Origin of the sequence: Streptomyces uncialis (assembly GCF_036250755.1) — a bacterium.
In the GTDB taxonomy this organism is placed as follows: domain Bacteria; phylum Actinomycetota; class Actinomycetes; order Streptomycetales; family Streptomycetaceae; genus Streptomyces; species Streptomyces uncialis.
In genome coordinates this window covers 319,367-346,306 of record NZ_CP109583.1, presented here as the reverse complement: position 1 = coordinate 346,306, position 26,940 = coordinate 319,367, and the positions used below count along the sequence as shown (strand labels likewise).

Below are 26,940 nucleotides of genomic sequence, written 5' to 3'. Positions count from 1 at the left end.
CCCGGCATGAACTGGAACACCGCCTCCCAGACCACCCCCGCCCACGGAACCCCGTCCTGCCCCGCGGATCCCTCCGGCCCCGATCTACTGCACCGCATCGACGCCTACATCGACCGGAACCTGTCCGACCCCCAGCTCAGCCCCCGGACCGTCGCCGCCGACCACCATGTCTCCCTGCGCATGCTCTACGCCTTGTTCGACGCCCGCGACATGAGCGTCGCCGCCTCCATACGCCGACGGCGCCTGGAACGCTGCCGCGCCGACCTCGCCCGGTCCCCGCTGCCCGTCCATGTAATCGCCGCGCGCTGGGGGTTCACCAGCTCAACCGTCTTCAGCCGGGCGTTCCGCGAGGTCTACGGCACGTCACCCACCGCCTTCCGCAGGGCGATGTACGACGGAGCGCGAGGCGTGGGTGGCCACTCGGCCTCATGGGTGTGACGGTGTCGGCCTCGTGTCGTCCCCCGTCTGACGACACCTCAACAAGCCGCCCGCGCCGCCCCGGGCACCTGGCAGGCTGTCCACTGCTACGCCGGTGACGCGGCTTAAGAGTGCGACAGCCAGATCGAACACCGCTCCACGCGGTTCGGCCGGCCGCCCGTTCGGCGCCTACCGGGGCGAACCCGGCCCCGCGCCTCATTCGGGACACCAATCAGCGGCCTTGGCGACTACGACCTTTTCGCCAGGCCGACCGTGTGCTCTGTGCTTCGGGGGCGCCCGTGGTGAGGGCAGGGGACACCGCCGCGTGATCACGGGGCAGAGGCTGTGGCCCCGGATCCTGACGGGCTCCCGGGGGCCCTCTGCAGTCCTGAGCGCCTGCCTCGCGGCGACGAGAGCCGGTCCCTCGACACCCTGAGCCCTGCAGGTTCCCTACCACGGGTGTCCATGCACGACGGCCGCCGCTTCCCGCAAGCTGCTCCACAGTTCGTCATACGCCGCGCCGTCGTCGGGAGCAGCCGGGGAAGCGCTCCGGCCGGCATGTTCCCGGCCCCTCTCGTTCACCTCCGGCCACCCGTCATGAGGCTCACGGGACCAGGGAAGGCGCGCCTGCCGGGTGGAGTTCCGCATACAGCCCGGCGGCCCGCCGCTGTGCTGCACCGAGGTCCGGAGGGAAGTCGTACGGATCGAACGCCCCGGCGGGGTTCGGCCCGGGGCTGGGGGTTCTCACCCTCCGAGCCTACGTCGGCGCGTCGGAGCTGAGGCGGGGGTGCTCGCGTGTGTCCGGTACCCGGGGGCACGGGCACGTCGGCAGCGCAACTGCGGAGCGTTGTGCCGCCGATGCCGCCCAGTGACGTCACCGGCTGCCCGCACCGCCAGTGGGTGCCGTGAGGCCGGGCCAACGCGGTTGCCGAGGCCGGCCGAGTTCGCTGGAGGCTTCGGTCACGCGAAGCGCAGCGACTGGGCAGCGGGCTGAGCCGCAATGTGCGGTCTCGGATGCTGCGGATGTTCACCAGGGGTGACGTCACCGGACGGTGGTGCAGATCCGGATCTGCGTGAACGGCTGACCGTTCTGGCGCTGGCGTCAGGTGGGGCACCCTGGTGCGATGGATGATGTCGAGGCGATATGGCAGTCGTGCCTGTCCGGACTCACGCCGTCGAAGCGAGCCGCGGCGGAGTTGCTCCGGACTCGGTTCGAAGCCCTTGGTGCGGCTGACGCACAGAGGAGGTGCTGGCCAGCAGCTCGGAGCCGTTGATGGCGAAGGAGGTGGCCACGGCCGTCACGGACGGGTACCTCTCGCTCAAGCCGACCGTTGCCCTGGTCCGTGATGCCCTGAACTCGCATATCGGCAAGGGCCGGGCTGAACGGGAGTCGCGGCAGAAGGGTGGTCTGGTACACCGCGACAGAGGCCGGTGCGAAGGCGGCAGCCAACGGTGCAGAGGGGACATCGGCATCCGAGCGTGCTACCGCTAACGAGCCGGAGCAGGCCACGCCCGTGCCCGCGGGGGAAGAGGCTGCAGCCTCCTGACACCTCATGGACGGCGCAGTGCCTTCATGCGGAGGTCACGCGGAAGGTCGGTGTGCGGGAAGGATCCCGTAGCCCGGGCAGTGGGTGGGGAGCGGGCCAGGTCGGCCGTTCCCCACACCCCTTTTCAAGTGACGGGTCCAGAACTCGGCGTCACTCCGAAGAGCGCGGTCGCGAATGCTGATCGGGGATCCGAGTGTGCGGGTGGTGAGATCCTGACCTGTGGCGTTGGCTGGTGAGCGCTGCTGATGGCGGGCCCGGTCACCAGAGCACGAGACGAGTCATTCCGATATCTACTTGGAGTTCCGATGTCAGAGCTGGACTGGTCGCCAGGCTCACGCCGGGGGCGAGATCGACACCTGGCTCGCTCGTCAGTGGCTTCGTCATGGCGTGGATGACGACGAGGACATGCCCGCGGTCCGATGACCAGACGAGTCATGTGAAGGTGCCGCCGTCCGCGTTGCCCAGCGCATCCTTGCGAGCTGGTCCCATGCGGCGTGAGGACTGGGGAATCCGGCAGCCGATCCCTGCGGAAGCAGTCTTCTTCGGTGAGCCCCAGGTAGAGGGGTCACCGAAGCACGGCACGAACAAGGAGAGAGGCGAGAGTTCACATGAGCGCCGGGAACCGCTGGGACTGGGCCTGCGACGAGTTGCTGTCCTTCAACCTCATCCGCGGCCGTAGCGTGGACGATGTCCTGCGGTGCTACGGCGCGGATCCTTCCCAGGCCCGGACGTTGAGGCGGCGGGAGTCGGACGAGGCCTTTGGGCCCCCGCATGACAAGGGGACGGTCCTGCGCGCGGGACGGGCCGGTGACTGGTCGTTCTGCATGGAGACCTGGTGGTTTCCGGCGGGGTCCGACCTCGTACTGCTGCGGAGGCTCTCCGAAGGCACAGATGCCATCCACTACTTCCGCAACCTCAAGGGAGGGAGGTCCGTGCGGCATGTGCGAGACGGCCGGACGATGGAGAGCTTCGAGCTGGGCATGGAGCCCCTGGCTGAAGAAGAAACACCTCTGGGTCTGCACCGGGCATTCGAGCAGCTCGCGGCACAGCGGGCGTATGGCGATGACGGCCACGACGAGATCTGGTGCGTCCTGAGTGAGGTGACCGGAGTTCCCCTGGACACCACGCTGGTCAACGGCCCGCTGCCCACGATCATGCTGCAGCCCGGGACGAACACGCACAGATCCGGGGAGTACGAACCCCCCGCCCCCGCGACGGGCAGGCCCGGGCTCGGCCCGCGGATCGGCGAGCTTCCGTCCGGGTGAGCCGCTCCGGGCTGGGGGCGGTGCGGTCGACGGCAGCGGGCGCCTGGGGGAGAGGAAGGCAGATCCGGTCGGCGACCTCGTTCGCAGTGAGGTGGGTGAACATGACGCGCAGTACGGGGGCAGCGAGGTGGCTGGGAGCGCTACTGCCGGCCAGTCCGGGCCTGCCGCGAGTGTCGGCCCTGTCCTCTACCGTTGTCGGAGCGGGCTGCGCTCCCCGCGCCCGGCTCAAGTTCGACCGTCGTGGCCGGTCACGTGCCTGCCTCCTGCCGGGTGCCGTGGGTGCGGTCGTGCTGCTCGCGGGAGATGTCGGCGAGCATCCGGTGGAGGTCATCGAGGGGGGTCTCGCCGAACTGGTGGCCGGTGGTGAAGTTGAACTCGTCGCGGCCGCGCATGGCTTCGTCGGCGCCGTGGGCGGTCAGGTCGACGTCGCTGTAGGTCTGCATCGCGAGGGGGTCGTATCCCTGGTTGACGAGTTCGTCGAAGACGGGGGACCCGGGGTAGGGGCGGAAGGTGAAGGCCGAGGCGCGGAAGGTGCCGGGCAGCCGGTCCGACAGGCCCCGTAACTCCTTGATGTGCCGGATCGTCTGTCCGGCTTCCTCACGGGATTCGCCGGGATAGCCGAGGATGAAGTACCCCTTCACACGGATGCCGTGCTCAAGGAGGCGGCGGGTGACGTTCAGTGTCATCCCGGGTGTGATCCGTTTGTCCATGGCGGCGAGGATCGTGCGGGCCCCGGACTCGATGCCGAGGGCGACTTCCCGCAGCCCGTTGCTCCGTGTCGCGGCGAGGACGCCGTCGTCCTCACGGTCAAGCACGTTGATGCGGCCGGTGGCGTCCCACACGTACCGGTCGCCGATCCGTGTATCGGTGAACGCCCTGAGCGCGGGGTGGATGACCCGGCGGGCGCCCAGGAACAGGTCGTCGACGGCGCGGAACGCGCTGACACCGTGTTCGTCGTGGAGCTGGTCCATCTCGGCGATGATGTCGTAGGGGTCCGACCGCGCTGGGTCGGGTTCAACCGGTCCCCGGGGGCCAGATCCAGCTGCGAGCACCGCGGCAACCGCGGCCGGCACGGACGACGAGGAGTGAACTCTCCATGCTGCCGTGGGGCAGCGCAGGATGTCACCACCGTCCGGTGCCACCCCACCGCCCGGTGAGGGCCGGCACCGGCTGGGGGAAATCCTGCTGTTCGGCCGGTTGGCGGTGTCCCGGGAGAGGCAGCGCCGCATCGCGCCGGTCCGGATGGGTCTCGGGCCGGACCGATGTGCTCGATCCGCGCGGCGCGGATCGTCGCCCCTGCCTCGGCACCGGAGTGAGGACCACCAGCGGCGGCAGCACTGGGTGCAGCGTCACCAGGACGGACACGGTGGCCGCCTTCTGCGCTAGGGAAGCGATCACCCGCTGCGCCTCGGCCTCCAGATCGGCCATCGCCTGCGCACCGTTGTCGGCGGGCGTCATCCGGCTGGTGATGCAGGGCATCGACGGTTTGAGGCACTCACGCGGGATCTCGGCTGAGGGCCGATGCGGTTCAGCCGGCCCCGCTGGTTGGGACTGGTGTCGGTCCTGCCGGCTCACCTTCTACAGGAGATCCGCTCACGGCAGACAGGAAAGAACGGCCGAGGAGTGGATCTCGCGTGGCGAAGCATGTCAACGTACAACACCCCCCAGCTGTTGCTGCCGATACTCCGGCGTGGGTCGCACCCTCCCTCACGTCCCCATCCCCGTTCGTTGCCGTGGCTGACTTGACCCGTTCGACGTGCTCACGGCTCCCGCAGTTCAGTGGCCACAGGTGGTATAGCCGACGATCCCCGGTTCGCGAAATCGGGGATCCCCCGGACTCTTGTCTCTGTTCGCGCAGCCCTGCCTGGCGGTGGAGCCGCGCGGGGTCCACCCCCTGCATGCGCTACGCCTCTGACTTCGGAGGCATCTCCTGTGTTCGTAGCCGAACACATGCCTGCCGCACGCAGCCGAAACCGAGGAAGAGAAGCATGGCCCGTCCCCCTGCATTGAAACTCGCCGAGGTGCTTGCGGAGATCCGCATGAGTCCGTCGGCGTTCTACCGCATGCGTGCCCGAGGGCAGGCGCCCCGCATGATCAAGCTGCCCAATGGTGAACTCCGCTGTCGCCGTTCGGATTTGGATTCCTGGTGGCAGGTATGTGAAAGGAATTCTGAAACGTGGCGATGAGCTACAACGTCCGCTTCTGGGAAATTCGTGAGCGCCCCGGCCGGAGTACCCGATTTCAGGTGCGGTGGACGGTCAACGGACGTGAGAAGTCGGAATCGTTCAGCACCACAGGGCTGGCCGAGAGCAGGCGTGCGAAACTCATGACCACGGCACGCGAGGGCGAGCCGTTCGACGAGCACACAGGGCTGCCCGCGTCCGAGCTCCGGGCGATCAGGCAGCGGACGACCTGGTACGACCTCGCCCACGACTACCTCGACCAACGGTGGGACCGCACTCCGGGCAACACGCGCCAGACCCTCGCCGACGCCTTCGCCACCATCACACCCGCCCTGGTCCATCCCGGCGCAACCTATCCGGAGCCGAGGGTGCTGCGCCGCGCCTTGTACTCATGGGCGTTCAACAAGAATGCCTGGGACCGGGAGCCCGACGACGAGTGGCGCGGAGCGCTGGGCTGGATCAAACGCCACTCCCTGCCCGTCAGTGCCCTGGAGGAGGCTGATGTGCTGCGACGTGCGCTGAACGCCCTGTGCCGCAAGCTGGACGGCAGCCCGGCCGCAGCGAGAACCGCACGCCGCAAAAGAGCAGCCTTCAACGAAGTCCTCAACACCGCAGTCGAAAAGGGCTACTTCGTCAAGAACCCTCTCAACGGAATCAGGTGGAGCGCTCCGCCTGTCAACGAGGAGGTGGACCCGGTTGCCGTACCCAATCCGCGCCAGGTCGTGCGGCTGCTCGCGGCGGTCGGCCGGCAGCGCGGGCGGGGTCCGCATCTGGAGGCATTTTTCGGCTGTATGTACTACGCCGCAATGAGGCCCGCCGAGGTGAACCACCTCCGGCTCGACCAGTGCCATCTGCCGGCCACCGGGTGGGGGATGCTGAACCTGTCGGGCGGTGTCGTGACCGCGGGAAAGGACTGGACGGACGACGGCGCCGTCCACGAAGTGCATCCGCTCAAGCGCCGCGCGGCCAAAGCGACCCGCCCCGTACCGGTCCCGCCGCCATTCGTTCGCATACTCCTCACGCACGTCGAACGGTTCGGTGTGACACCGGACGGTCGGCTCTTCCGGAACGAGGCCGGCAACTACGTGGACCCTGCCGCCTACGGCTTGACCTGGGCCAAGGCGCGCAGGGCCGCCCTGACCCGGACCGAGCACGCCTCCGGCCTCGCGAAGCGGCCCTACGACCTCCGGCACGCCGGGATCTCGTTCTGGCTGTACTCCGGGGTCGACCCGGCCGAATGCGCCCGCCGCGCAGGACAGAGCATCCAGGTGCTGTTCCGCCACTACGCCAAGTTCCTGGACGGAGTCCAGGAACAGTCCAACCGCCTCATCGAACAGTCCATGCAGGAGTGGGACCGTATCGGCCGCGGCGTCCCGCCTGCCGAATGAGCCCCGAACCTGGACCGGAAATAGACCGGAACAGCTGGTCGCAGGTGGGACAGGGGCGGGATGAAGCGGGAGTTACGGAAGATTCCGGACTCCCCTGTTAGAGAAATGGCTGGGCTGCTCCTGATCGGTAAAAGACCAGGTCAGACGCTATCTCGCAGGCGTCTAGAAGAAGCCCAGCTTCTTCGGTGAATATGACACAAGCAAGTTCTTCGTCTGCTGGTAATGGTCCAGCATCATCTTGTGTGTCTCCCGGCCGATGCCTGACTGCTTGTAGCCGCCGAAAGCGGCGTGCGCGGGGTAGGCGTGGTAGCAGTTCGTCCAGACCCGGCCTGCCTGGATGGCGCGTCCTGCCCGGTACGCGGTGTTGACGTCTCGGGTCCATACGCCCGCGCCCAGCCCGTAGAGGGTGTCGTTCGCCGTCTTGATGGCATCGTCGAAGTCCGTGAACGACGTCACGGCGACCACCGGCCCGAAGATCTCCTCCTGGAAGACGCGCATCCGGTTGTCACCCTGGAAGATCGTGGGCTGGACGTAGTACCCGCCGGCCAACTCGCCCTCGTGCTCGACGCGCTGGCCTCCGGTGAGCACCTTGGCGCCCTCCTGCTGGCCGATGTCCAGGTACGAAAGGATCTTCTGGAGCTGATCGTTGGAAGCCTGGGCCCCGATCATCGTGCCGGTGTCCAGGGGATGACCTGGGACGATGGCCTCGGTCCTGGCGATCGCCGCTTCGAGGAACTCGTTGTAGTGACCCTGCTGGATCAGCGCGCGGGAAGGGCAGGTGCAGACCTCGCCCTGGTTCAGCGCGAACATGGTGAATCCCTCGACTGCCTTGTCCCGAAAATCGTCGTCGTGCGCCCATACGTCGTCGAAGAAGATGTTCGGGCTCTTGCCGCCAAGCTCCAGGGTCACCGGCTTGATGTTCTCGGAGGCGTACTGCATGATCAGCCGCCCCGTTGTCGTCTCGCCGGTGAAGGCGACCTTGGCGACGCGCGCACTTGACGCCAGCGGCTTGCCCGCTTCCACACCGAACCCGTTGACGATGTTCACCACACCCGGCGGCAACAGATCCGCGATCAGACTCATCCAGAAATGGATCGACGCCGGGGTCTGCTCCGCGGGCTTGATGACCACCGCGTTGCCGGCGGCGAGCGCGGGCGCCAGCTTCCAGGTCGCCATGAGGATCGGGAAGTTCCAGGGGATGATCTGGGCCACCACTCCGAGCGGCTCATGGAAGTGATACGCCACCGTGTCGTCGTCGACCTCGCTCAGCGCACCTTCCTGAGCGCGGATCGCTCCCGCGAAATAGCGGAAGTGGTCGATCGCCAGCGGGATGTCCGCCGCCAGCGTCTCCCGCACCGGCTTGCCGTTCTCCCAGCTCTCCGCGACCGCCAGAGCCTCAAGATTGGCTTCCATCCGCTCGGCGATCCGCAGCAGGATGTTCGACCGATCGGTGGCCGAGGTGCGCCCCCAGGCCGGGGCGGCCGCGTGCGCCGCGTCGAGCGCCTTCTCCACGTCCTCAGCTGTTCCCCGCGCGACCTCCGTGAAGACCTGGCCGTTGACGGGACTCGGGTTCTCGAAGTACTGCCCCCGGGCCGGGGCGACGTACTCTCCGCCGATGAAGTGGTCGTATCGGCTCAGGTATGTGACGACGGAACCTTCACTGCCGGGCGCTGCGTATCGCGTCATGCCGACCTGCCTCTCCCTGCTTCCTGAAGCCGCTGACCGTAGTTGGGCAGCGCTCGACCGATGCTAGAGAAGTGGAGGTTGCGATCGCGTTGCGGTGTTCCAAAGGCTCGCTGCGCCCCCTTCGTTTGTCTTCTTTCGGTCCCTCTCTGGAGCACACCCATCACGAATGGGTACGAGGTGCCACCCGGCCGAGCGGTCCGGGCGTCGTCGCGGTGCTGTCGCGACGCTGTCCGCTTGGCGGTCGGCCCCGTCGGCCCGTCTGTTCTACGGGCGCTGACACGGCGCGGTGTATCCGCCTGTTGACCTCATTGCCAGGATCGGACGCGAGGCGGCGCCGCTGGCGCCCTGTCGGATCGGCCGGTGGGAGCGGCCAGTTCGCTCTCCAGTTCTGCGATCCGCGCCGCCACCGTCGGCGTGGGCCTGGCGGCCCCGAGTGCCTGCCATACGGCCAGATCATCCGCACCCCACGGCGCGTGCGCCCAGTCCGCGAGCAGATCGGGGTCGCTCCGTGCGATCAGTGAGGCACGCACACCCTCGGCGATCCTCCGGCGCAGCCGCACGACTGCCGGCGCTCGTGACCCGGGCAGCAGAGGCCCGGCGTACGATGCCGCTGCCGCGGAGATCGCCCCAGCCCCCAGGCGGCGTTCGACGGTTGTGATGTCGGATTCCACCGGGAGCGCGAACCGATATGGCCGCGATGCCACCACATCGGGCCCCAGGACGCGTCGTAACCGCGCCAGCTCTGCCCGGAGCGTCACGGGCGTCACCGACTCGTCCTCGTAGAGCCCGCACAGGAGCTCATCGCCGGTCATGCCCTCCGGGTGCGTCGCCAGCAGCACCAGGATCTCGCTGTGCCGTCGACTGAGGCGCAGCTTCTTCCCACCGACCAGTAGTAACGCCTCGTCACGGCCGAGTGCGGTCAGTTCCGCGATCCCGGATCGCTCCGGGACGGGAGCCAGCAACGCGAGCTGCGACTCGGCAGCTCGCGCCACCGCTTGCACGAACGCGAGGCTGTGCGGATGGGCCAGCCTGTTCCCCCCGGTGATGTCCACCGCACCCAGCAGCCGCCCGGTGTGCGGATCGTGCACCGGCGCGGCGGCGCAAGTCCACTGCTGGACCGTGCGGGTGAAGTGCTCGGTGGCGAACACCTGTACCGGCCGGTCCTCGGTGAGTGCGGTGCCGGGAGCGTTGGTGCCCATCGCCGATTCGGCCCAGCGGGCCCCCGGGACGAAGTTCATCCGTCCCGCCTTTCGCCGAGCCCCCGGGTGGCCCTCGACCCACATCAGCCTGGCGTTGGCGTCGCACACCGCGAGCAGATGCTCGCCATCGTGGGCGAAGCTTCCGGTCAGTTCGCGCAGCAACGGCATCACACGCGCGAGCGGGTGTTCCGCACGGTACGACCCGAGGTCGTCGTCCGGTATCTCGACCGTGGCCGACACGCTGTCCGGGCTGACCCTGGCTCGCGCCGACCGCCTCCACGACGCGGCGACCACCTCTCGCACCGGCTCGGCGAAGCTCCCGGACGACGTGAACCTCTGGTGGGCAATGCGTACCATCCGCAATCGCTCCCGAGGGTCCGCCCCCGGTTCCAGTGCCACCCATGGATCGGACAAGTCACCCTCCCCGCACGGTGATGCGGCCCCTGTCATCGTTGCCGTGTCATGGATCAGCGGCAAGCGTTGCGCCGTCACCGACGACATCCTTCCGCCATGTCCCTCCTCCTCACCCTTCTCGCTCATCCGCTTGGCATGGAGCGTGGCACCGAACTTCCTCGGACGGGGAGGAGCGGTCCGCCTCTCGTGTGCGCGTGTGCGCGGGAAGCGTCAGGCGCGCTCGACCAGACGCATGAATCTCGGCCAGTCCCAGTGCGGTCCGGGGTCCGTGTGGTCCGCGCCCGGCACTTCGGAATGCGCGATGATGTGCTGCCGATCGCGGGGGATGTCGTACTTCGCGCAGATGGCGGCGGTCAGGGCGGCGGAGCTCGCGTACAGCGCGTCCGTGAAGTACTTGGGCTGGTCGACCCAGCCTTCGTGCTCGATCCCGATGCTGCGGGTGTTGTGGTTCCAGTTCCCCGCATGCCAACCGATGTGGCGCTCGCGGACGCATTGGGCGACATGCCCGTCCGCGGACCGCACCACATAGTGCGCGGACACCTTCTTCGACGGGTTCTGGAAGATCGCGAGGGTGTCCGACCAGGTCTCCTGGGTCACATGGATGATGACCCGATCGATGGCGTGGCTGTCGGGGCGGCTGGACGCGGTGTAGTTGGAGGTACTGGCCGGCGCGGACTGTGCCGTGGGGTAGTCGACTCCGGACGGGCGGGCGGCCGCTCGGGAGGCGGGGAGCAATGCCCACGGGAGCGAACCGAGGACAGCCCCTCGCAGCAGTCGTCGTCGCGTGGTCTCGCCTTGCGGTTGGTGCATGGTCGTGCTGCCTTTCTGTTGCGGGTCTGCGGGTCTGCGGGTCTGCGGGTCTGCGGGTCTGCGGGTCTGCGGGTCTGCGGGTCTGCGGGTCTGCGGGTCTGCGGGTCTGCGGGTCTGCGGGTCTGCTGGGAGCGCGGGGCGCGGCAGTGGGGCGGGGCGCTGATCGGGAGGGGGGACGGCAGGCGGCACGGTGGCCCGCCATGAGGCATTCGGGCGTCGGCCGCATGGCCAACGCCTCAGGTGATGCCAAGGTACGACTCGGGATGATCCGAAAGGAAGAGCATCCGCGACATCTGGGGACACCGGTGAAGAAGTGGATATCTCCGACACTCGAAAGGGTGAATGGCGTTGCTCTTTACGGCATGTGACGTAGCGTCAGAGAGTGCGTCCCGTGGCCCTCACCATCGAAGAGCTCAGTAGTTCACGCCGAGGCCGAGGCCGAGGCGTGGAGAGGGCGAGCAGTTCACGACCGGAGCGTCAGCCCGGTCGGGTCGTCCAGTACGGCTCGCACCACGGAGTGCGCCGCGCCCAGCACGGGCCCTCGCGAACCGAGTGCCGAGACGGTCACGACACGTTCCCCGCTGGTGATCCGGCGGCCCAGCTCCGCTTCGAGCGCGGGAACCAGCCAGGGCGCCAGTTCCGACAGCGCGCCGCCGAGCACGATCGCCTGTGGATCGAGGAGGTGCACGGCCCCGGTCAGAGCGATCCCGAGGGCGGTGCCGGCGTCCCGCAAAGCTGCCCGCGTCCGGAGCTCTCCGGACGCCGCCCGCCGGGTCAGCGCGGCGACCGCGTCCGGCCCGGAGGCGATGCCCACGGCTCGCAGGACCGCCTCCTCGCCGGCGTACTGCTCCAGACAGCCTCGTCCGCCGCAGGGGCAGGCGGGACCGTCGGGATGCACGGGTACATGTCCCAGCTCGCCGGCGAAGCCACGTGTGCCGCGCAGCAGATGTCCGTCCACGACGATCGCCGCACCGATCCCGATCTCGGCCGAGACATGGATGAAGTCGGCCGGGGTGTCGGTACCCAGCCAGAGTTCCGCCAGGGCGCCGAAGTTCGCCTCGTTGCCGACGGTGAGACGGAGGTTGCCAGGGAGGAAGGGCCGCAGGTCGTGTCCCTGCCAGTCGAGGTTGGGCGCGTGGACGACCGTCGTCGTGTCACGGGCCACGAGCCCTGGCACCGCGACGGCCAGTCCGGCCGGGCGAAGCCCCAATCCCCGCGCCTTGGCCGTCACCTCGCCGATGAGCCGGTTGAGGTCTGCCAGGACGCGTTCCGGATGCCGCCCGCGGTTGCTGCCCTTGTGCTCCGCGCGTGCCCGGTCGACGCCGCGCAGATCGACCAGGTGGACCGCCAGGTGATCGACGCCGATCTCCGCGCCGAGTCCGGCCGGTCCATGGGCGCTGACGGCCAGCGCGGAACCCGGCCGCCCGACCCGTCCGGGTCTTTCCGGTCCCAGCTCCTCGATCAGACCGGCGCGGATCAGCTCGTCCACCAGGGTCGACACCGCGGCTCGGGTCAGGCCGATGCGCGAGGCGACACCCGCCCTCGACCGGGGGCCCTCGGCGGCGACCGTGTGCATGACCCGCGACAGGTTCCGCCGTCGTATTCCCTGCTGCGTGTCGGGGGCGCTGGAGCGGGTTCCGTGCGGCGGTACGGTCATTCCTCCGTCAGTCCTTGGGTGTGTCGGCGCGGGCGGTGCGGTGGTTGGCAACTGTCCTGAGGCCCGCAAGGAGGGTTGGTGGGAACGCGTCTTCCGCCATCAGGGCGAGGGCGGTCAACGGCGGTCGGACGGCCGGTCGAGCAAGGTTGCCGCGTCGGACAGTACTCCGGAGATACGTTCCAGCGTCTCGTCGTCCCGTACCGCGGGATCGAGCACGGGGCCACGTGAAGTGCCCCATCGCCTCGCCACCGCTGACGGGTCCTCCCCGGTGAGCACCCCCGCGGCCTGCGCCGCCGCCCCCAGCGCAACCAGTTCGTCCGCGCGTGGCATCTGCACGGGACGGCCGGACAGCCGTCTGACGGTCTGCTGCCAGGCCGACCCCCGGGCGCCGCCGCCGATCAGCATCAGGGGCGCGTCGGTGTCGGCGTCCGGGCCGAGAACCAGGTCGAGGGCCTGGAGCAGTGAATGAACCGCGCCGTCGTACGCCGCCTGAAGAAGCTGCCCGGCACTGGTGTCGTGCCGCAGGCCGAGGAGCAGCCCTGTGGCGTCCGGCAGGTTCGGGGTCCGTTCGCCGTCCAGGTACGGCAGCAGGGTGACGCCCCCGCCCGGCTCCACGGCCTCACGGTCCACGCCGAGCAGCGTCGCGATCCGGTCGACCGCGAGTGTGCAGTTCAGCGTGCAGGCAAGGGGCAGCCAGTCGCCTCGCGCGTCGGCGAACCCCGCGACCACTCCCGATGGATCGGTGGGCCGACGCCGCGACACGGCGTAGACCGTTCCCGAGGTGCCGAGGCTCAGGACGGGAGCACCTGGGTGCAGTCCCAGTCCGAGTGCCGCCGCCGCGTTGTCGCCGGTGCCGGGGGCGACCAGTGTGCCGGTCGAGAACGGGAGGTCCGCCGAGTTCCGTACCGTGCCGACCACCTCACCCGGCCGCACCACACGTGGCAACAGGGCGGGGTCGAGCTCCACGCGCGCGAGGATGTCGCCGTCGTACGTCTCGTTCTTGGACGACCACCAGCCTGTCCCGGACACATCGGCGCGGTCGGTCGTGCCCGTTCCGGTCAAGCGCTCGGTGAGGTAGTCGTGGGGGAGTCGTACCGCCTTGGTGGCGCGTACGGCGTCCGGTTCGTTGTCCCGCAGCCATGCCCACTTGGCGACGGTGAACGACGCCCCTGGGACACTGCCCGTTCGCTCGGCCCATGCCTCAGGTCCGCCGAGCCCGCTGACGAGCCGTCGGGCCTGTGGGGCGGAGCGCACGTCGTTCCACAGCAGCGCGGGACGTACGGGCCTGCCGTGGGAGTCCAGGGTGACCAGACCGTGCTGCTGGCCCGCCACGGACACGGCAGTGGCCTCGCGTGCCGCTTCACCGCACTGGTGGAGCGCTTGGCGCAGCGCACTCCACCACTGTTCGGGGTCGCTCTCGCGGGCGCCTCCCGAGGTGACCGTGTGGGGAGCCTGGCCGCCTGCGACCACCTGCCCCGTCGACACATCGACGACCAGCACCTTGGTGGACTGGGTCGAGCTGTCCACACCGACGACGAGCGGTCCCTCGGCTGCTGACATCGGCATCTCCGTTCCCGGGCGTGTGCGCACACCTGTGACGTCCTGTTCGGGCCGGGCGGTCCGGCCTGTCGCTCACGGTCGACACCTTCCCAGCGCTCGCCTCGCATACTAATTTGTTAAGTGCCATGACGAAATAGTCGGAGCGACCTTGGAGCCCCGTATGCGCCTGCAACCCACTCCTGAGGACCGGTTCAGCTTCGGACTGTGGACCGTCGGCTGGCAGGGAAGGGACCCGTTCGGCGACGCGACACGTGCCGCGCTCGATCCGGCCGACACGGTCCGCCGACTGGCGGATCTCGGCGCCTACGGTGTGACCTTCCACGACGACGACCTCATTCCCTTCGGCTCCTCGGACGCCGTTCGTGAGTCCCACGTCAAGCACTTCCGGCAAGCCCTGGACGCCACCGGGCTCGTCGTCCCCATGGCGACCACCAATCTGTTCACCCACCCCGTTTTCAAGGACGGGGCGTTCACCGCCAACGACCGCGACATCCGCCGCTACGCGCTGCGCAAGACCATCCGCAACATCGACCTGGCCGCCGAACTGGGCGCGCGCACCTATGTGGCCTGGGGCGGCCGGGAAGGGGCGGAATCAGGTGCGGCGAAGGACGTACGGGCGGCGCTGGACCGTCTCAAGGAAGCCTTCGACCTGCTGGGCGAGTACGTGACCACACAGGGATACGACCTGCGCTTCGCGATCGAGCCCAAGCCGAACGAGCCCAGGGGCGACATGCTGCTGCCCACGGTGGGCCATGCGCTCGCCTTCATCGAACGTCTGGAACGGCCCGCGCTCTACGGGGTCAACCCGGAGGTGGGGCATGAACAGATGGCGGGACTCAACTTCCCCCATGGCATCGCCCAGGCTCTGTGGGCGGACAAGCTCTTCCACATCGACCTCAACGGCCAGAACGGCATCAAGTACGACCAGGACCTGCGGTTCGGCGCCGGAGACCTGCGGTCCGCGTTCTGGCTGGTGGATCTGTTGGAGACGGCGGGTTACGCGGGGCCGCGTCACTTCGACTTCAAGCCGCCCCGAACCGAGGACACCGACGGGGTCTGGGCGTCGGCCGCCGGGTGCATGCGCAACTACCTGATCCTCCGTGAGCGGGCCGCGGCGTTCCGAGCGGACCCCCAGGTCCGGGAAGCGCTCAAGGCGTCCCGCCTCGACCAACTGGCCCGCCCCACGGCGGAGGACGGACTGACCGGACTGCTGTCCGACACCCGTGCCTACGACGAGTTCGACGCCGACGCGGCGGGGGAGCGCGGCATGGCGTTCGAACACCTCGACCAACTGGCGATGAACCACCTGCTGGCCGCCCACGGCTGACAGCGGACGCAGCACCACCGAAGGGTGCACTGCTTGCCGTCTTCCCGGCCGCGTGCAAGTCGCGGCCGGGAAGACGGCAACGGACGGACTCCGTCCGGGCGGCGGACCGCGGACGAGGCCCGTCCGCGGGGACCTGGAGGGGCCGGTAACCCCCTACGGCCGAGGCGAGCCGGTCCGGAGCCGCGCCAAGGCCGTCAGTCGGCGCCCTGAGCCGTCGCCAGTGCTGTGGCGGGGTCACGGGCCGGTACGCCCGCCGGAACCCACTGGCCGCCCTCCTGGCGGAACGGCCACCACCGGCCGTCCTCGTCGGCACGGACCTGCGCTCCCGTGTCGGCCGACGTCCATCGGCGGCCCTCCTCGCTCAGTACCGGCCGCTCGTCGTCCTCCCACGCCCCCTCCACGGCGGCCCGCGCGCGGGCCAGCGATTCCGCCGTGGGCGGTATCGAGTCCTCCAGCGCCGAAACGGCGTCAGCACCCGCGTACCGCCACGCGCGCACGGCCAGGGCCAGTTCCGCGCCGCTGCGTCCCGAGGCCACGGCCAACCGGGCGGCGATGTCCCTCCCGGACGCCCCCGTCGCGAGCCGCACGGCGTCCTGCTCCAGCGTGAGCGGGGACGTGAGGGGACGCTGACCGTGCTGCGGTGCCAAAGCCTCGGAGAGCAGCCGGTGTGCCTCGACAGCCGTCTGGAGGGCGAGGAACTCCAGCGCCTCGCCATCCACCCCCTCGGCCGGTCGGGTCTCGATGTCCAGGGACGGCGGTGACCCCGGCTCCAGCGGCAGCTCGGGAGATGCCGGGAGCGGGGGCAGGATGCAGCCCGCGGCGAACGCCTCCGCGGCGTCCACGCCCTCGTCGGGCTCCGGCCCGTCCTCGTCCCGCGCGGGCTCCGCCCGGGTGACACTGCGGAGCTGCAACTCGTCGAGCACCACGCGTTCGTCGCGGCCCCGCATCAGGAACAGCACGAACGGGTCCTGGTCCAGCAGCCGGGCCACCTGGTAGCAGAGCGCGGCCGTATGGCGACAGTGGTCCCACGCCTCACAGTCGCACTCCGGTTCCAGGTCGCCGATACCGGGCAGGAGCTCCACCCCTGCCGCCGCCGCGTCCTCCACGAGATGCGGGGGCATGTCCCGGTCGAGCAGCGCCGCGATGTGGCCCGCCCGTTCCACGGCCATGTCCAGCAAACGGTCCCACTCGTCGTCGCCGAGCCGCTGGAGCAGCACATCGGAGCGGTGCGCGCCGCCGTCCCGGTTGCGTACCACTCCTGTGATGCGTCCGGGCCGCACCGACACCGCGCCGACCGCGCCCGCGCGCGCGAGTGCCCGACCCGCCTTCAGCTGCTCCGAGTCCAGTGCGGTGTCCTCCAGCGCCTTCAGCCAGGCCTGGCCCCACCAGGTCTGGGCGAAGCCCCTTCCGCGCGCGGGCGGCAGCGCGGCGAAGGTGCGTTCCGTACCGTGCTCCGTGCGGTCCGTCTCGTCCATGTCGTCCAGGTGTTCCACGTGGCGCGGACCGGCGAAGCCGTCCACGTCGTCGAAGCCGCGTGGGTCGGTCATACGGTGCTCCCTCGCAGTTCGACCAGATCGGCCAGTTCGGAGTCGGAGAGTTCGGTCAGTGCCGCCTCACCGGCGCCCAGGACCGCTTCCGCGAGTTCACGCTTGCGGTCGAGCATCTCCGCGATACGGTCCTCGATCGTTCCCTCAGCGATCAGCCGGTGCACCTGCACGGGCTGCGTCTGACCGATGCGGTAGGCACGGTCGGTGGCTTGAGCCTCGACGGCCGGGTTCCACCATCGGTCGTAGTGGACGACATGCTCCGCACGGGTGAGGTTGAGCCCGGTACCCGCGGCCTTGAGCGACAACAGGAACACCGGGACCTCTCCGTCCTGGAAACGGTTCACCATGGCCTCACGTTCCGCGACAGGCGTGCCGCCGTGCAGGAACTGCGTGGGCGTGCCGCGCTCGGCGAGATGCCGCTCGATGAGGCGCGCCATCTGCACGTACTGGGTGAACACCAGCACGCTCGCCCCTTCCGAGAGGATCGTGGTCAGCAATTCGTCGAGCAGTTCCATCTTTCCCGAGCGGCCCGTGATCCTCGGCGCGTCCTCCTTGAGGAACTGCGCAGGGTGATTACAGATCTGCTTGAGCCCGGTCAGGAGTTTGACGATCATGCCGCGTCGGGCGATGCCCGCCGATTCCGAGATCGCCGCGAGCGTTTCGCGGACCACCGCCTCGTACAACCCCGCCTGCTCGGCGGTGAGCGACACCGCGCGGTCGGTCTCCGTCTTCGGCGGGAGCTCCGGAGCGATCCCCGGGTCGGACTTCCGCCGCCGCAACAGGAACGGCCCGACCAGTTTGGCGAGCCGCTCCGCCGCCGCCGGGTCCCCGCCCGCCTCCACCGCGCGGGCGTAGCGGCTGCGGAAGTTCCCCAGCCGGCCGAGGAGCCCAGGTGTGGTCCAGTCGAGGATCGCCCACAGCTCGGACAGGTTGTTCTCGACCGGAGTACCGGTCAGAGCGACACGCGCGCGCGTGTCGATCGTCCGGAGCTCCTTGGCCGTCGCCGAGTACGGGTTCTTGACGTGCTGTGCCTCGTCGGCGACCAGCAGGCCCCAGGGCACCGTGCCCAGCCGCCGGGCGTCCAGGCGCATCGTGCCGTACGTGGTGAGGACGAACTCACCGTCGCCCACACCGTCCAAGGAACGCTGTGAACCGTGATAGCGGCGTACCGCGGTACCGGGGGCGAACCTTTCGATCTCTCGTTGCCAGTTGCCCATCAGGGAGGTCGGGCACACCACCAGAGTGGGGCCGGTGGTCTCGGAGTCCTGCTGCCGGTGCAGATGCAGGGCGATCACCGTGATCGTCTTACCGAGGCCCATGTCGTCGGCCAGGCAGGCTCCCAGACCCAGTGACGTCATCCGGGCCAGCCAGGTCAGACCACGGGTCTGATAGTCGCGCAGCTGTGCCATGAGCGCCTTCGGCTGTTCGACGGGAGCCATGCCCTCCGGGTCGGAGAGCCTTTCCCGAAGGCTCCTCAGCCAGCCGGTGGCTTCCACCTCGACATGCCGCCCGTCCACCTCGGTGGAGCCTGTCAGAACGGCGCTGAGAGCGTCGACAGGGGTCAGCTTGCGGTCCTGATGTGCCCGCGCGCGTCGTGCCTGATCGGGGTCGATGAGCACCCATTGGTCGCGCAGACGCACCATGGGCCGCTTCGCCTCGGCCAGTTGGTCCAGCTCCGTGCGGCTCAACGGCCGGTCGCCGAGCGCGAATCTCCAGTTGAAGGCGAGCAGCGCATTGGCCGACAGGAACGACGGAGTGTCCGACGAGGCCCTCGTGGGCCCCTTCTCGTTGTCGTCGTCGGGGCCGATGACGGCACGCGCCGTGAGCTTGTGGGCGAGCTCCTTGGGCCAGTGCACATCGACTCCGGCCGCCGCGAGCGCGTGGGCACCCCCACCGAGGAGGTCGGTGACCTCTTCGTCAGCCAACTCGATCATGTCCGGAACGCCCGCCGACAGCAGTGGGGCGAGCGAGGGCCACGCGCGCGTGGCCGTGCGCAGTGCCAGCAGTACGTCCATGCGGGCGCGAGGGCCGAAGCCCGCCGTGGCGGTGCCCGCGGCGGTCCAGACCTCGGCCGCGTCGGCGATCTGTGCGGGGTCGCTCGCGCTGTGCACCTGGAGCACCGCGCGGAAGGAGAACGGAGTCGTACCGGGGTCCGCGGGGTCCAGCCCCGGCACCTCCACCCGCAGCGAGATCCGGACCCCGCTGTCATGGTGGGCCGTCACATCCGCGGCCCACTCGCGCTGCTCCGGCACATGCTGCGGCGCGGTCGACGCGAAGGCGGGAGAACCCGTCACCGCGCCCGCGGCGGGGGAGCGGGGCAGCGCGTCGGCGACGGCGTCGAGGAAGGCGCGGAGGAGATCCTCCGGCTCCGGCAGCCTGAGCCCGGGCCCGTCCTCCAGCGGAACGGCGTGGGCCGCCGGAGGCATCGCCGCCGCCAAATCCCGTACCCGCTGGGAGTCCTCGGGCCGCAGCGGCCCGAACCGCCAGGCGTCGTGATCGTCCTCCGTCAGCCCGGGCAGCAGCAAGCCACGGGCGGCGAACTGGAGGGCGAGCAGCGTCGCTGCCCCCCAGAACGCCGCGGTGGGATCGGCCCCGTCCACGGCACGTGCACGGGTGAGGACCGCCAGCGCGTCCCGGACCGGCAACGACAGCGCTGGTACGTCGACCGGCGTCACGTCGGGCCCGTCGGGCACGACGACGGTCAGCCGCTCCATCTCGTCCGTGGGCATCACCGGCAGGGGGTCCCCGGACGGGCACCAGAAGGCGACGCGTCCGCTCCGCGGAGGGGACGCGGGGACGAATACCACGGAGCAACCGGCGAGATCGGTGATCACGAGCGGTGATGCCGGAGAAATGCTGTGCACTGAGACGGCACGCTCCTCAAGTTTGACTAGCAAGCAAGCGGCCGACTATATACACCGACCACCTCCTTGTGGGGTGCTTGATGCGTGACCCTGCTCACATTGTGCACCAGGGGGTGGAGCCAGCCCCCCTCTGTCCGGGCGGGAACACCCCAGCAGGGAACGGGTGGTGGCCGCATGGTCACCCAGGGGCGCGAAACCGTACGTTTCACCAGGTCAGCCCCTTTCGTAGACCGGAGACCCCATGCCCGAGGCCGTCGCACCCGTCGTGGAACCACAGGTGGGCGCAGCAGGCAAACAGCCCCCTGGCAGCGAGTTCACCCCCCTGCTCCGCACCGTACGGACACAAGGGCTGCTCGACCGCCGCACAGGGTGGTACTCCCTGGGTATCGGGGTCAACGCCTTGCTGCTCGCCTCGGTGGTCACCGCCTTGGTGGCCATCGGCGACTCCTGGTGGGCACTGTCGCTCGCTCCCGTCCTCGCGGTCCTGTCCGCCCGTACGGCGTTCATCGGTCATGACGCCGGACATGGGCAGATCACCGCGGACAAGAGGACCAGCCGGGTCATCGGCCTCGTCCACGGGAACCTCTTGCTGGGGATGAGCTATGCCTGGTGGAACGACAAGCACAACCGTCACCACGCCAACCCGAACCACATAGACAAAGATCCCGACGTACTGGCGGACGTGCTGGTCTTCACCAGCGCCCAGGCGAAGGGACGTGCCGGATTCCGCCGCTGGCTCACCCGCCACCAGGCATGGCTGTTCTTCCCGTTGACCCTGCTGGAAGGGGTGGCCCTGAAGATCTCCGGATTTCGGGACCTGCGCCGCCAGAGCCCTCGGGAACGCGCCGTCGAAGGCGTCCTGCTCGCAGCCCATGTGGTCGGGTACGCAGCCCTGCTCCTCGGCGCCATGCCTGTCGGCCGGGCGCTCGCCTTCGCCGCGATCCACCAAGCTCTCTTCGGACTGCACCTGGGGATGGCCTTCGCGCCCAACCACAAGGGAATGGACATGCCCGACCCCGACGGTGAGCGCTGGGGCCATCTACGTCGCCAGGTGCTGACCTCGCGCAACGTCAAGGGCGGCCCGCTCACCGACTGGTTCCTCGGCGGGCTCAATTACCAGATCGAGCACCACCTCTTCCCCAGCATGCCTCGCCCGCACCTGCGGCTCGCCCGGCCGCTCGTCCGACAGCACTGCGGTCAGCTGGGTATCCCGTACATGGAGACCGGCCTCATCGATTCCTACCGGCAAGCCTTGCGTCATATGCACGAGGTCGGCGAGCCTCTCCGGGCCGGCTAGGGAGCCGTGCCACCGGTCCACCGGACGGTCCGATCCTTCCACCGCATCGTGGTGGTCGGGAGTCGACGGGCCTTGGGGATCACATCAGGGTCGGATCAGGGTCGTCTGCCGGAACTGTACGGGCGACCAGGCCGTTCCTCTTTTCAGAGAGCGGCAACCGCCGCGGAGGAGGCGACACAGATGTCGAACAACGCGAAGATCGCCGCTGGAGGTGTGGCGGCCGGGCTCATCCTGTTGATCTGGCTGCCCTGGTGGGCCGCACTCTTGATCGTGCTCGGGGTTCCCGCCGTGGCCTACCTCGCACTGGACCCCTCGCAACGCCGTCGGCTGCGCCGGATCAACCGGAAGGAACTGGGACGCTGACGCGGCGGGACACTCCCGCCCGGCCATGAACCCGCCATGGGTCACGCCGAAGCGGCGCTGCTCCGCACCGCTGTCGTGTCGTGGCCCACATCGCGCCCATGCGGCTCGGAAGGCGCGAGCCCCTCAGCCGTTCGTGGGCCTGCCATCCCCCCGGCAGGCCCACGCACATGTCACGGGGACGAGGATGCCTTCACTCCCCGCGCACGAGCTCACGTCCTCGCACCCGCGAGCATCACGCGGAGGGCAGACCGAGCAGGGCCCGCGCCACCGTGCGGGGTGACTCATCGCGCTCCCTGGCGAGAGCGATCACCGCACGGCAGGCAAGTTCGCTCACCCCGAAGGACAGCGCCTCGGGGGACACCCAGCCCCGTGCCTCGTCGGCGCTCTCCTGGTCGTTGTCGGCGCTCGCGGCCACATAGACCGCCGCGGCCTCGAAGAGGTTCGGCGGCTTCCTCGCCGGACGGACGGGTTCCGCGGGACCGGGCCGGGCCGATCTCGCACCGACCCTGGTGAAGAGCTTGCGGATGCTGCCGAACATGCAGGCCACCTCTCAGCGGTGTGGTCGCAACCGGTCGTCGTCCGTCCTGAAGGTCAACATAGGGTTGAAACGACGCACGCAGAAGAGGGCATCCAGCGGGCCCCCGCCGGACACCCACCTCCGGCGCACCGCCAGTGCGAGGAAGCGGTAGTCCTCGTCGGTGTACGAGGCAACTCCCCAATCGGCTGCTGTCGGCAACGGCCGCATGGCGACGCAGAGACGCGGCATGCGCAAGGGCGCAGCGCGCGGCGGCTATTCGGCGACCGCGTCGTAGGCGACCACCTTGTCGACATGGACGCGGACCACGAGTTCGCCGGGAACACCGTTACGTGTCGCGAACTCCTCCGCCCGCTCCTCACCCATGTACCGGGCACCGATACGGCCGGCCCAGGTGCGTACCTCGTCCAGATCCTCGGACAGCTCCGCGCGCCCCTGGAGCAGGACGAAGGCGAAGGGGGGCCGATCGTCGTCCACGCACAGCGCCAGACGCTGGTCCCTGGCCAGGTTTCGCCCCTTGACAGTCTCCTTCCCTGTGTTGAACACCAGCTCGTCACCGTCCAGGACGAACCAGATCGGTGCGATGTGAGGGCTTCCGTCGGCCCGAACAGTCGAAAGCTTCGCGGTGCGGGTGCCCTGCGAAACGAAGGCTCTCCACTGTTCGTCGGTCATCTTCTGTGCCATGTCCCCATCCTGCTTGCCGAGGGGCCATAGGTGGTGAAGGCTTGCGGGACGAAGCCTCCGGTAGGTGGGAGGGAACGCTGGGGGCGATGGGGATCGGGGAGAGCGGGAGATGGCGCAGAAAACGGGGTTGGGCTGGCTGCTGGACGACTTGACCGAACGGGTCGAGTACGTGCGGCATGCGCTGGTCCTTTCCAACGACGGACTGGTCACCGGGGCGAGCAGCGCGTTGGCTCGCGAGGACGCGGAGCATCTGGCCGCGGTGGCATCGGGACTGCACAGCCTGGCCAAGGGGTCGGGCCGTCACTTCGGGGCCGGACAGGTACGCCAGACGATGATCGAGTTCGATGACGCGGTGATGTTCGTGACCGCGGCCGGGGAGGGGAGTTGCCTCTGCGTGCTCAGCACCGCCGAGGCCGATATCGGTCAGGTCGCCTATGAGATGACGCTGCTCGTGAATCGCGTCGGTGAGCATCTCGGCGTGGACGCCAGGCACCCGGACCGAACGGCGATCATCGACGGCTGAGTGGAGCGCAGCGCCCTGGCCTGGTCTTTTCCTGCTCCCATCAGAGTTATCCACAGGCTCAGCGGGACATCGCTGTTCCGGGCTACGGTTTTCCCGAGAGATCGACACCACTTCACGGGGGAAGACCGACATGTCGAACAACAGCATCATGCCCGCACCCGACCGAACGTTCGGACGATTCGATGCGGTTCTCGTTGCGCCACCCGTCGGGCCGGGGGAGGAGCGGCCCGCTCCACCGACCCTCGCCCCGACCCGGGCAGCGAGGGAACTCGGACTCAAGCGCGTCGAGTTCGAGCTCGCCGTCCAGCTCGGACGTATCCGCACGACCCCGGGAGCCAGGCCCGGGGAGCGCCGGGTCACCCGCGGGGAAGTCGACCGGGTCCGCGCCCAGGACGGCTTCCCCGACGCCCTACGGGAGCGGGTGAGGACGGTGGGTACCTCGGAGGGCGCGAACCTTCTGGGGATCACCACGGCCCGCTTCACCAAACTGGCCAGGCTGGGCCGGATCACACCGGCGCTCTACTACCGCAACCGCTACCGCGCCACCGTCTGGCTCTACCTCGCCGAGGATCTCCGGGAGTTCAAGGCCCGACCTGAGAACCGTGAGCTGCTGACCGGTCGGACGCCCGCCCCGCTCAAGGAACGACTCGACCGAGGCATGGACGTCCGGGCCCGCAACTGGCGCGGTCGCTATCACGGAAGGCTGCTGAGGACCGCCGACGGCCCTTGGCAGAGCGCCGCGGCCACAGCCTCCTTCCTCGACGACGAACGAATCGCCCATGTGGTCGCGGACGCCGACGAGCGGGTACACCTCGACGCCCTACGGCCCAGGCGACCCGTCCACAGCGGCTCCGGCACCCAGTCGCCCGCCCTGGTACCCGACCTGATGAAGGCCGCCGACGAGGACGAGATCCGCTGGTACCAGACGCATCTCGCGCTCTGTGTCGCTTACGCCCGTGACCGGGTGCCCATCAGCCCGATCCCGCCGGCCCGACCCCGGGCCTCTCTTCCCCGGCACCCGAAACCCGTGCGGCACCGCAGGCTCCTCGCCCGACTGCTGCGCGGCCGGGGCTGATCGGCCGACCGGCCCCGTACCGAGCTCAACGCGATCCCACCCTCAGGAAGGAGCGACCTGACATGCCCTCAGCGGTCTCACAACTGTCCGACCGAGGTGACACGGACGACAGCCCGGCCCTCCTCGTCGGAGGCCGTCAGGTCCACCTCCGCGCTGATGCCCCAGTCGTGATCACCGTTCGGGTCCGCGAAGGACTGCCGCACCCGCCACAGACCGTGCTCGGCGTCCTCCTGGATCATCAGCAGCCGCGGGCCGCGCGCGTCCGGACCGGTACCCAGGTCGTCGTACTCGTCCCAGTACTTGTCCATCGCGTCGCCCCACGTGTCGGCGTCCCAGCCCGACTCCTTGTCCATCTCTCCGAGCTCGGAGAGATGGTCGAGAGCCGCCAGCTCCACCCGGCGGAACATCGCGTTGCGGACCAGTACCCGGAACGCGCGGCCGTTGGAGGTCACCGGCTTCACCTGGTCGGCCCTCTCCTGCGCCTCCTCCGCCGTCATCACCTCCGGATTGGCGAGCTGCTCCCACTCGTCCAGAAGGCTGGAGTCCACCTGGCGGACCATCTCACCGAGCCAGGCGATCAGATCCTGCAGATCCTCCGACTTCAGATCGTCCGGCACGGTGTGGTCGAGCGCCTTGAACGCGCTGGCCAGGTACCGCAGCACGATGCCCTCGGTACGCGCCAGTTCGTAGTACGACACGAACTCCGTGAACGTCATGGCACGCTCGTACATGTCACGGATGACCGACTTCGGCGACAGCGGGTGGTCGCCCACCCAGGGGTGGCTGTGGCGGTACGTGTCGTAGGCGTGGAACAGCAACTCCTCCAACGGCTTCGGGTACGACACGTCCTGGAGCCGCTCCATGCGGTCCTCGTACTCGACACCGTCGGCCTTCATCGCGGCCACGGCCTCCCCGCGCGCCTTGTTCTGCTGGGCGGCGAGGATCTGCCGGGGGTCGTCCAGCGTGGACTCCACCACGGACACCATGTCCAGCGCGTACGACGGGGACTCGGGGGCGAGGAGTTCGAACGCCGCGAGCGCGAACGTGGACAAAGGCTGGTTGAGCGCGAAGTCCTGCTGGAGATCGACCGTCAGCCGCACGATCCTTCCCTCGGCGTCCGGCTCGTCCAGCTTCTCCACGATGCCCCCGTCCAGCAGGGAGCGGTAGATCGCGATGGCCCGCCGGATATGACGCAACTGCTGCTTGCGGGGCTCATGATTGTCCTCCAGCAGATGACGCATCGCGTCGAAAGCGTTGCCGGGCCTTGCGATCACCGCGAGCAGCATGGTGTGGGTGACACGGAAGCGCGAGGTCAGAGGCTCGGGGTCCGAGGTGATCAGCTTGTCGAAAGTGCTCTCGCCCCAGCCGACGAACCCCTCGGGCGCCTTCTTGCGGACCACCTTGCGCCGCTTCTTCGGGTCGTCCCCCGCCTTCGCCAGGGCCTTCTCGTTCTCGATGACGTGCTCGGGCGCCTGGGCCACCACGAAGCCGGCCGTGTCGAATCCCGCGCGCCCCGCCCGTCCGGCGATCTGGTGGAACTCCCGCGCCCGCAGGGTCCTCACCCGGTTGCCGTCGTACTTGCTGAGCGCCGTGAACAGTACGGTCCGGATGGGCACATTGACACCGACACCCAGTGTGTCCGTCCCACAGATGACCTTCAGGAGTCCCGCCTGGGCGAGCTTCTCCACCAGCCGCCGGTACTTCGGCAGCATGCCCGCGTGGTGCACCCCGATGCCGTGGCGTACGTAGCGCGACAGATTGCGGCCGAACTTCGTGGTGAAGCGGAAGTTGCCGATCAGCTCGGCGATCCGGTCCTTCTCCTGCCGCGTGCACATGTTGATGCTCATCAGCGCCTGGGCCCGTTCCACCGCCTGGGCCTGGGTGAAGTGCACGATGTAGACGGGTGCCTGCTTGGTCTCCAGGAGTTCGGTGAGGGTGTCCGTCATCGGCGTCAGACGGTACTCGTAGGACAGCGGCACCGGGCGGGTCGCCGACCGGACGACCGCTGTCGGCCTGCCCGTACGACGGGTCAGGTCCTTCTCGAACATCGCCATGTCGCCGAGCGTCGCCGACATGAGGACGAACTGCGCCTGCGGCAGTTCCAGCAGCGGGATCTGCCAGGCCCAGCCCCGGTCGCCCTCGGCGTAGAAATGGAACTCGTCCATGACGACCTGGCCGACATCGGCGTTCCTGCCGTCACGCAGCGCGATCGACGCGAGGACCTCGGCGGTGCAGCAGATGATGGGCGCGTCCGAGTTCACGGAGGCGTCACCCGTCAGCATGCCCACGTTCTCCGTGCCGAACATCTTGCACAGCTCGAAGAACTTCTCCGAGACGAGAGCCTTGATCGGTGCCGTGTAGAAGGTGACCTCGTCGCGTGCCAGGGCCGCGAAGTGGGCGCCCGCCGCGATCATGCTCTTTCCCGAGCCGGTGGGTGTGGAGACGATGACGTTCGCCCCCGAGACGACCTCGATCAGCGCCTCCTCCTGATGCGGGTACAGGGTGAGGCCACGCCCCTCGGCCCACGACCCGAAGGCCTCGTAAAGAGCGTCGGGGTCGGCGGACTGCGGAAGCTGATCGATAAGGGTCACTGTCTTAT

Annotated in this window: 21 protein-coding genes; 9 read left to right on the top strand and 12 right to left on the bottom strand. The window is 69.0% G+C overall.

Translation table 11 applies throughout. The features are described 5' to 3' along the window. The first annotated feature begins 6 nt into the window (after positions 1-6). Both OG711_RS01470 and OG711_RS01465 read left to right on the top strand, forming a co-directional pair. Positions 7-438 (top strand): helix-turn-helix domain-containing protein, encoded by a 432-nt coding sequence (locus OG711_RS01470; RefSeq protein ID WP_329558113.1) that lies wholly within the window; start codon positions 7-9, stop codon positions 436-438. 2,134 nt (positions 439-2,572) lie between these two features. Beyond that, a complete protein-coding gene (locus OG711_RS01465) occupies positions 2,573-3,229 on the top strand; it encodes a DUF6461 domain-containing protein (RefSeq protein WP_329558112.1) in 657 nt (218 codons plus the stop codon). Positions 3,230-3,477: 248 nt separating this feature from the next. On the opposite strand, the gene OG711_RS01460 is transcribed toward OG711_RS01465, so the two are convergent. Next, complete coding sequence (locus tag OG711_RS01460; RefSeq protein ID WP_329558111.1) at positions 3,478-4,200, bottom strand: B12-binding domain-containing radical SAM protein; 723 nt, start codon at positions 4,198-4,200, stop codon at positions 3,478-3,480. Positions 4,201-4,351: 151 nt separating this feature from the next. After that, positions 4,352-4,687 carry a hypothetical protein gene (locus OG711_RS01455; protein ID WP_143201279.1) on the bottom strand — a complete coding sequence of 112 codons (336 nt, stop codon included), beginning with the start codon at positions 4,685-4,687 and terminating at the stop codon, positions 4,352-4,354. Positions 4,688-5,217: 530 nt separating this feature from the next. Between OG711_RS01455 and OG711_RS01450 the strand changes: the two genes are divergently transcribed. Together OG711_RS01450 and OG711_RS01445 are read left to right on the top strand one after the other, a co-directional pair. After that, positions 5,218-5,415, top strand: coding sequence for a helix-turn-helix transcriptional regulator (locus OG711_RS01450; RefSeq protein ID WP_073792464.1), 198 nt, complete (start codon positions 5,218-5,220; stop codon positions 5,413-5,415). Continuing rightward, complete coding sequence (locus tag OG711_RS01445) at positions 5,412-6,800, top strand: integrase (RefSeq protein ID WP_329563554.1); 1,389 nt, start codon at positions 5,412-5,414, stop codon at positions 6,798-6,800. The genes OG711_RS01450 and OG711_RS01445 overlap by 4 nt, the downstream gene beginning before the upstream one ends. A 162-nt stretch (positions 6,801-6,962) precedes the next feature. On the opposite strand, the gene exaC is transcribed toward OG711_RS01445, so the two are convergent. The 5 genes from exaC to xylB form a co-directional block, all read right to left on the bottom strand. Beyond that, positions 6,963-8,486: an acetaldehyde dehydrogenase ExaC gene (gene exaC, locus OG711_RS01440; protein ID WP_329558110.1), complete on the bottom strand. Its 1,524-nt coding sequence runs from the start codon at positions 8,484-8,486 to the stop codon at positions 6,963-6,965. A 305-nt stretch (positions 8,487-8,791) separates the two neighbouring features. Then, positions 8,792-10,135, bottom strand: a complete 1,344-nt coding sequence (locus OG711_RS01435; RefSeq protein WP_329563552.1) for a GAF domain-containing protein — start codon at positions 10,133-10,135, stop codon at positions 8,792-8,794. Positions 10,136-10,309: 174 nt separating this feature from the next. Next, entirely contained in the window at positions 10,310-10,909 is a 600-nt protein-coding gene (locus tag OG711_RS01430) for an N-acetylmuramoyl-L-alanine amidase (protein ID WP_073792466.1), read from the bottom strand. Between the two features lie 463 nt (positions 10,910-11,372). Beyond that, complete coding sequence (locus OG711_RS01425) at positions 11,373-12,566, bottom strand: ROK family transcriptional regulator (RefSeq protein ID WP_329558109.1); 1,194 nt, start codon at positions 12,564-12,566, stop codon at positions 11,373-11,375. Positions 12,567-12,680: 114 nt separating this feature from the next. Continuing rightward, the gene (gene xylB / locus OG711_RS01420) at positions 12,681-14,126 is read right to left on the bottom strand and encodes a xylulokinase (protein WP_266504364.1); all 1,446 of its coding nucleotides are present in this window, start codon (positions 14,124-14,126) and stop codon (positions 12,681-12,683) included. Between the two features lie 160 nt (positions 14,127-14,286). Here xylB and xylA point away from each other — a divergent pair, with 160 nt between their 5' ends. After that, positions 14,287-15,453 carry a xylose isomerase gene (xylA, locus tag OG711_RS01415; RefSeq protein ID WP_329558108.1) on the top strand — a complete coding sequence of 389 codons (1,167 nt, stop codon included), beginning with the start codon at positions 14,287-14,289 and terminating at the stop codon, positions 15,451-15,453. A 194-nt stretch (positions 15,454-15,647) separates the two neighbouring features. Here xylA and OG711_RS01410 read toward each other — a convergent pair whose 3' ends face one another. Beyond that, a complete protein-coding gene (locus OG711_RS01410; RefSeq protein ID WP_399546176.1) occupies positions 15,648-17,000 on the bottom strand; it encodes an SWF or SNF family helicase in 1,353 nt (450 codons plus the stop codon). Next, a complete protein-coding gene (locus tag OG711_RS01405; RefSeq protein WP_405672547.1) occupies positions 16,997-19,864 on the bottom strand; it encodes a DEAD/DEAH box helicase in 2,868 nt (955 codons plus the stop codon). Before OG711_RS01405 ends, OG711_RS01410 begins: the two co-directional genes overlap by 4 nt. A 241-nt stretch (positions 19,865-20,105) precedes the next feature. Here OG711_RS01405 and OG711_RS01400 point away from each other — a divergent pair, with 241 nt between their 5' ends. Both OG711_RS01400 and OG711_RS01395 read left to right on the top strand, forming a co-directional pair. Next, entirely contained in the window at positions 20,106-21,161 is a 1,056-nt protein-coding gene (locus OG711_RS01400) for a fatty acid desaturase family protein (protein ID WP_329558106.1), read from the top strand. Between the two features lie 180 nt (positions 21,162-21,341). Further along, positions 21,342-21,524 carry a hypothetical protein gene (locus tag OG711_RS01395; protein WP_073792471.1) on the top strand — a complete coding sequence of 61 codons (183 nt, stop codon included), beginning with the start codon at positions 21,342-21,344 and terminating at the stop codon, positions 21,522-21,524. A gap of 232 nt (positions 21,525-21,756) precedes the next feature. Here the strand turns inward: OG711_RS01395 and OG711_RS01390 are convergent, their stop codons facing one another. Further along, positions 21,757-22,062, bottom strand: coding sequence for a hypothetical protein (locus OG711_RS01390; RefSeq protein ID WP_073792472.1), 306 nt, complete (start codon positions 22,060-22,062; stop codon positions 21,757-21,759). 252 nt (positions 22,063-22,314) lie between these two features. Continuing rightward, positions 22,315-22,743: a PPOX class F420-dependent oxidoreductase gene (locus tag OG711_RS01385; RefSeq protein ID WP_073792474.1), complete on the bottom strand. Its 429-nt coding sequence runs from the start codon at positions 22,741-22,743 to the stop codon at positions 22,315-22,317. 109 nt (positions 22,744-22,852) lie between these two features. Between OG711_RS01385 and OG711_RS01380 the strand changes: the two genes are divergently transcribed. After that, the gene (locus OG711_RS01380) at positions 22,853-23,266 is read left to right on the top strand and encodes a roadblock/LC7 domain-containing protein (RefSeq protein WP_073792475.1); all 414 of its coding nucleotides are present in this window, start codon (positions 22,853-22,855) and stop codon (positions 23,264-23,266) included. A 130-nt stretch (positions 23,267-23,396) separates the two neighbouring features. Then, the gene (locus tag OG711_RS01375) at positions 23,397-24,341 is read left to right on the top strand and encodes a DUF6397 family protein (RefSeq protein WP_329558105.1); all 945 of its coding nucleotides are present in this window, start codon (positions 23,397-23,399) and stop codon (positions 24,339-24,341) included. Between the two features lie 77 nt (positions 24,342-24,418). Here the strand turns inward: OG711_RS01375 and OG711_RS01370 are convergent, their stop codons facing one another. After that, positions 24,419-26,932, bottom strand: a complete 2,514-nt coding sequence (locus OG711_RS01370) for a DEAD/DEAH box helicase (RefSeq protein ID WP_329558104.1) — start codon at positions 26,930-26,932, stop codon at positions 24,419-24,421. Positions 26,933-26,940: the final 8 nt, after the last annotated feature.

Bases quoted from the DNA above. Each gene is read 5' to 3' on its own strand.
- OG711_RS01425 (WP_329558109.1), bottom strand. From the start codon at position 12,566: ATGACCGTACCGCCGCACGGAACCCGCTCCAGCGCCCCCGACACGCAG.
- OG711_RS01400 (WP_329558106.1), top strand. From the start codon at position 20,106: ATGCCCGAGGCCGTCGCACCCGTCGTGGAACCACAGGTGGGCGCAGCA.
- OG711_RS01450 (WP_073792464.1), top strand. From the start codon at position 5,218: ATGGCCCGTCCCCCTGCATTGAAACTCGCCGAGGTGCTTGCGGAGATC.
- OG711_RS01395 (WP_073792471.1), top strand. From the start codon at position 21,342: ATGTCGAACAACGCGAAGATCGCCGCTGGAGGTGTGGCGGCCGGGCTC.
- OG711_RS01390 (WP_073792472.1), bottom strand. From the start codon at position 22,062: ATGTTCGGCAGCATCCGCAAGCTCTTCACCAGGGTCGGTGCGAGATCG.
- OG711_RS01375 (WP_329558105.1), top strand. From the start codon at position 23,397: ATGTCGAACAACAGCATCATGCCCGCACCCGACCGAACGTTCGGACGA.
- xylB (WP_266504364.1), bottom strand. From the start codon at position 14,126: ATGTCAGCAGCCGAGGGACCGCTCGTCGTCGGTGTGGACAGCTCGACC.
- OG711_RS01385 (WP_073792474.1), bottom strand. From the start codon at position 22,743: ATGGCACAGAAGATGACCGACGAACAGTGGAGAGCCTTCGTTTCGCAG.
- OG711_RS01470 (WP_329558113.1), top strand. From the start codon at position 7: ATGAACTGGAACACCGCCTCCCAGACCACCCCCGCCCACGGAACCCCG.
- OG711_RS01465 (WP_329558112.1), top strand. From the start codon at position 2,573: ATGAGCGCCGGGAACCGCTGGGACTGGGCCTGCGACGAGTTGCTGTCC.
- OG711_RS01455 (WP_143201279.1), bottom strand. From the start codon at position 4,687: ATGACGCCCGCCGACAACGGTGCGCAGGCGATGGCCGATCTGGAGGCC.
- OG711_RS01430 (WP_073792466.1), bottom strand. From the start codon at position 10,909: ATGCACCAACCGCAAGGCGAGACCACGCGACGACGACTGCTGCGAGGG.
- OG711_RS01445 (WP_329563554.1), top strand. From the start codon at position 5,412: ATGAGCTACAACGTCCGCTTCTGGGAAATTCGTGAGCGCCCCGGCCGG.
- OG711_RS01410 (WP_399546176.1), bottom strand. From the start codon at position 17,000: ATGACCGACCCACGCGGCTTCGACGACGTGGACGGCTTCGCCGGTCCG.
- OG711_RS01435 (WP_329563552.1), bottom strand. From the start codon at position 10,135: ATGACAGGGGCCGCATCACCGTGCGGGGAGGGTGACTTGTCCGATCCA.
- exaC (WP_329558110.1), bottom strand. From the start codon at position 8,486: ATGACGCGATACGCAGCGCCCGGCAGTGAAGGTTCCGTCGTCACATAC.
- OG711_RS01460 (WP_329558111.1), bottom strand. From the start codon at position 4,200: ATGGACCAGCTCCACGACGAACACGGTGTCAGCGCGTTCCGCGCCGTC.
- OG711_RS01380 (WP_073792475.1), top strand. From the start codon at position 22,853: ATGGCGCAGAAAACGGGGTTGGGCTGGCTGCTGGACGACTTGACCGAA.
- xylA (WP_329558108.1), top strand. From the start codon at position 14,287: ATGCGCCTGCAACCCACTCCTGAGGACCGGTTCAGCTTCGGACTGTGG.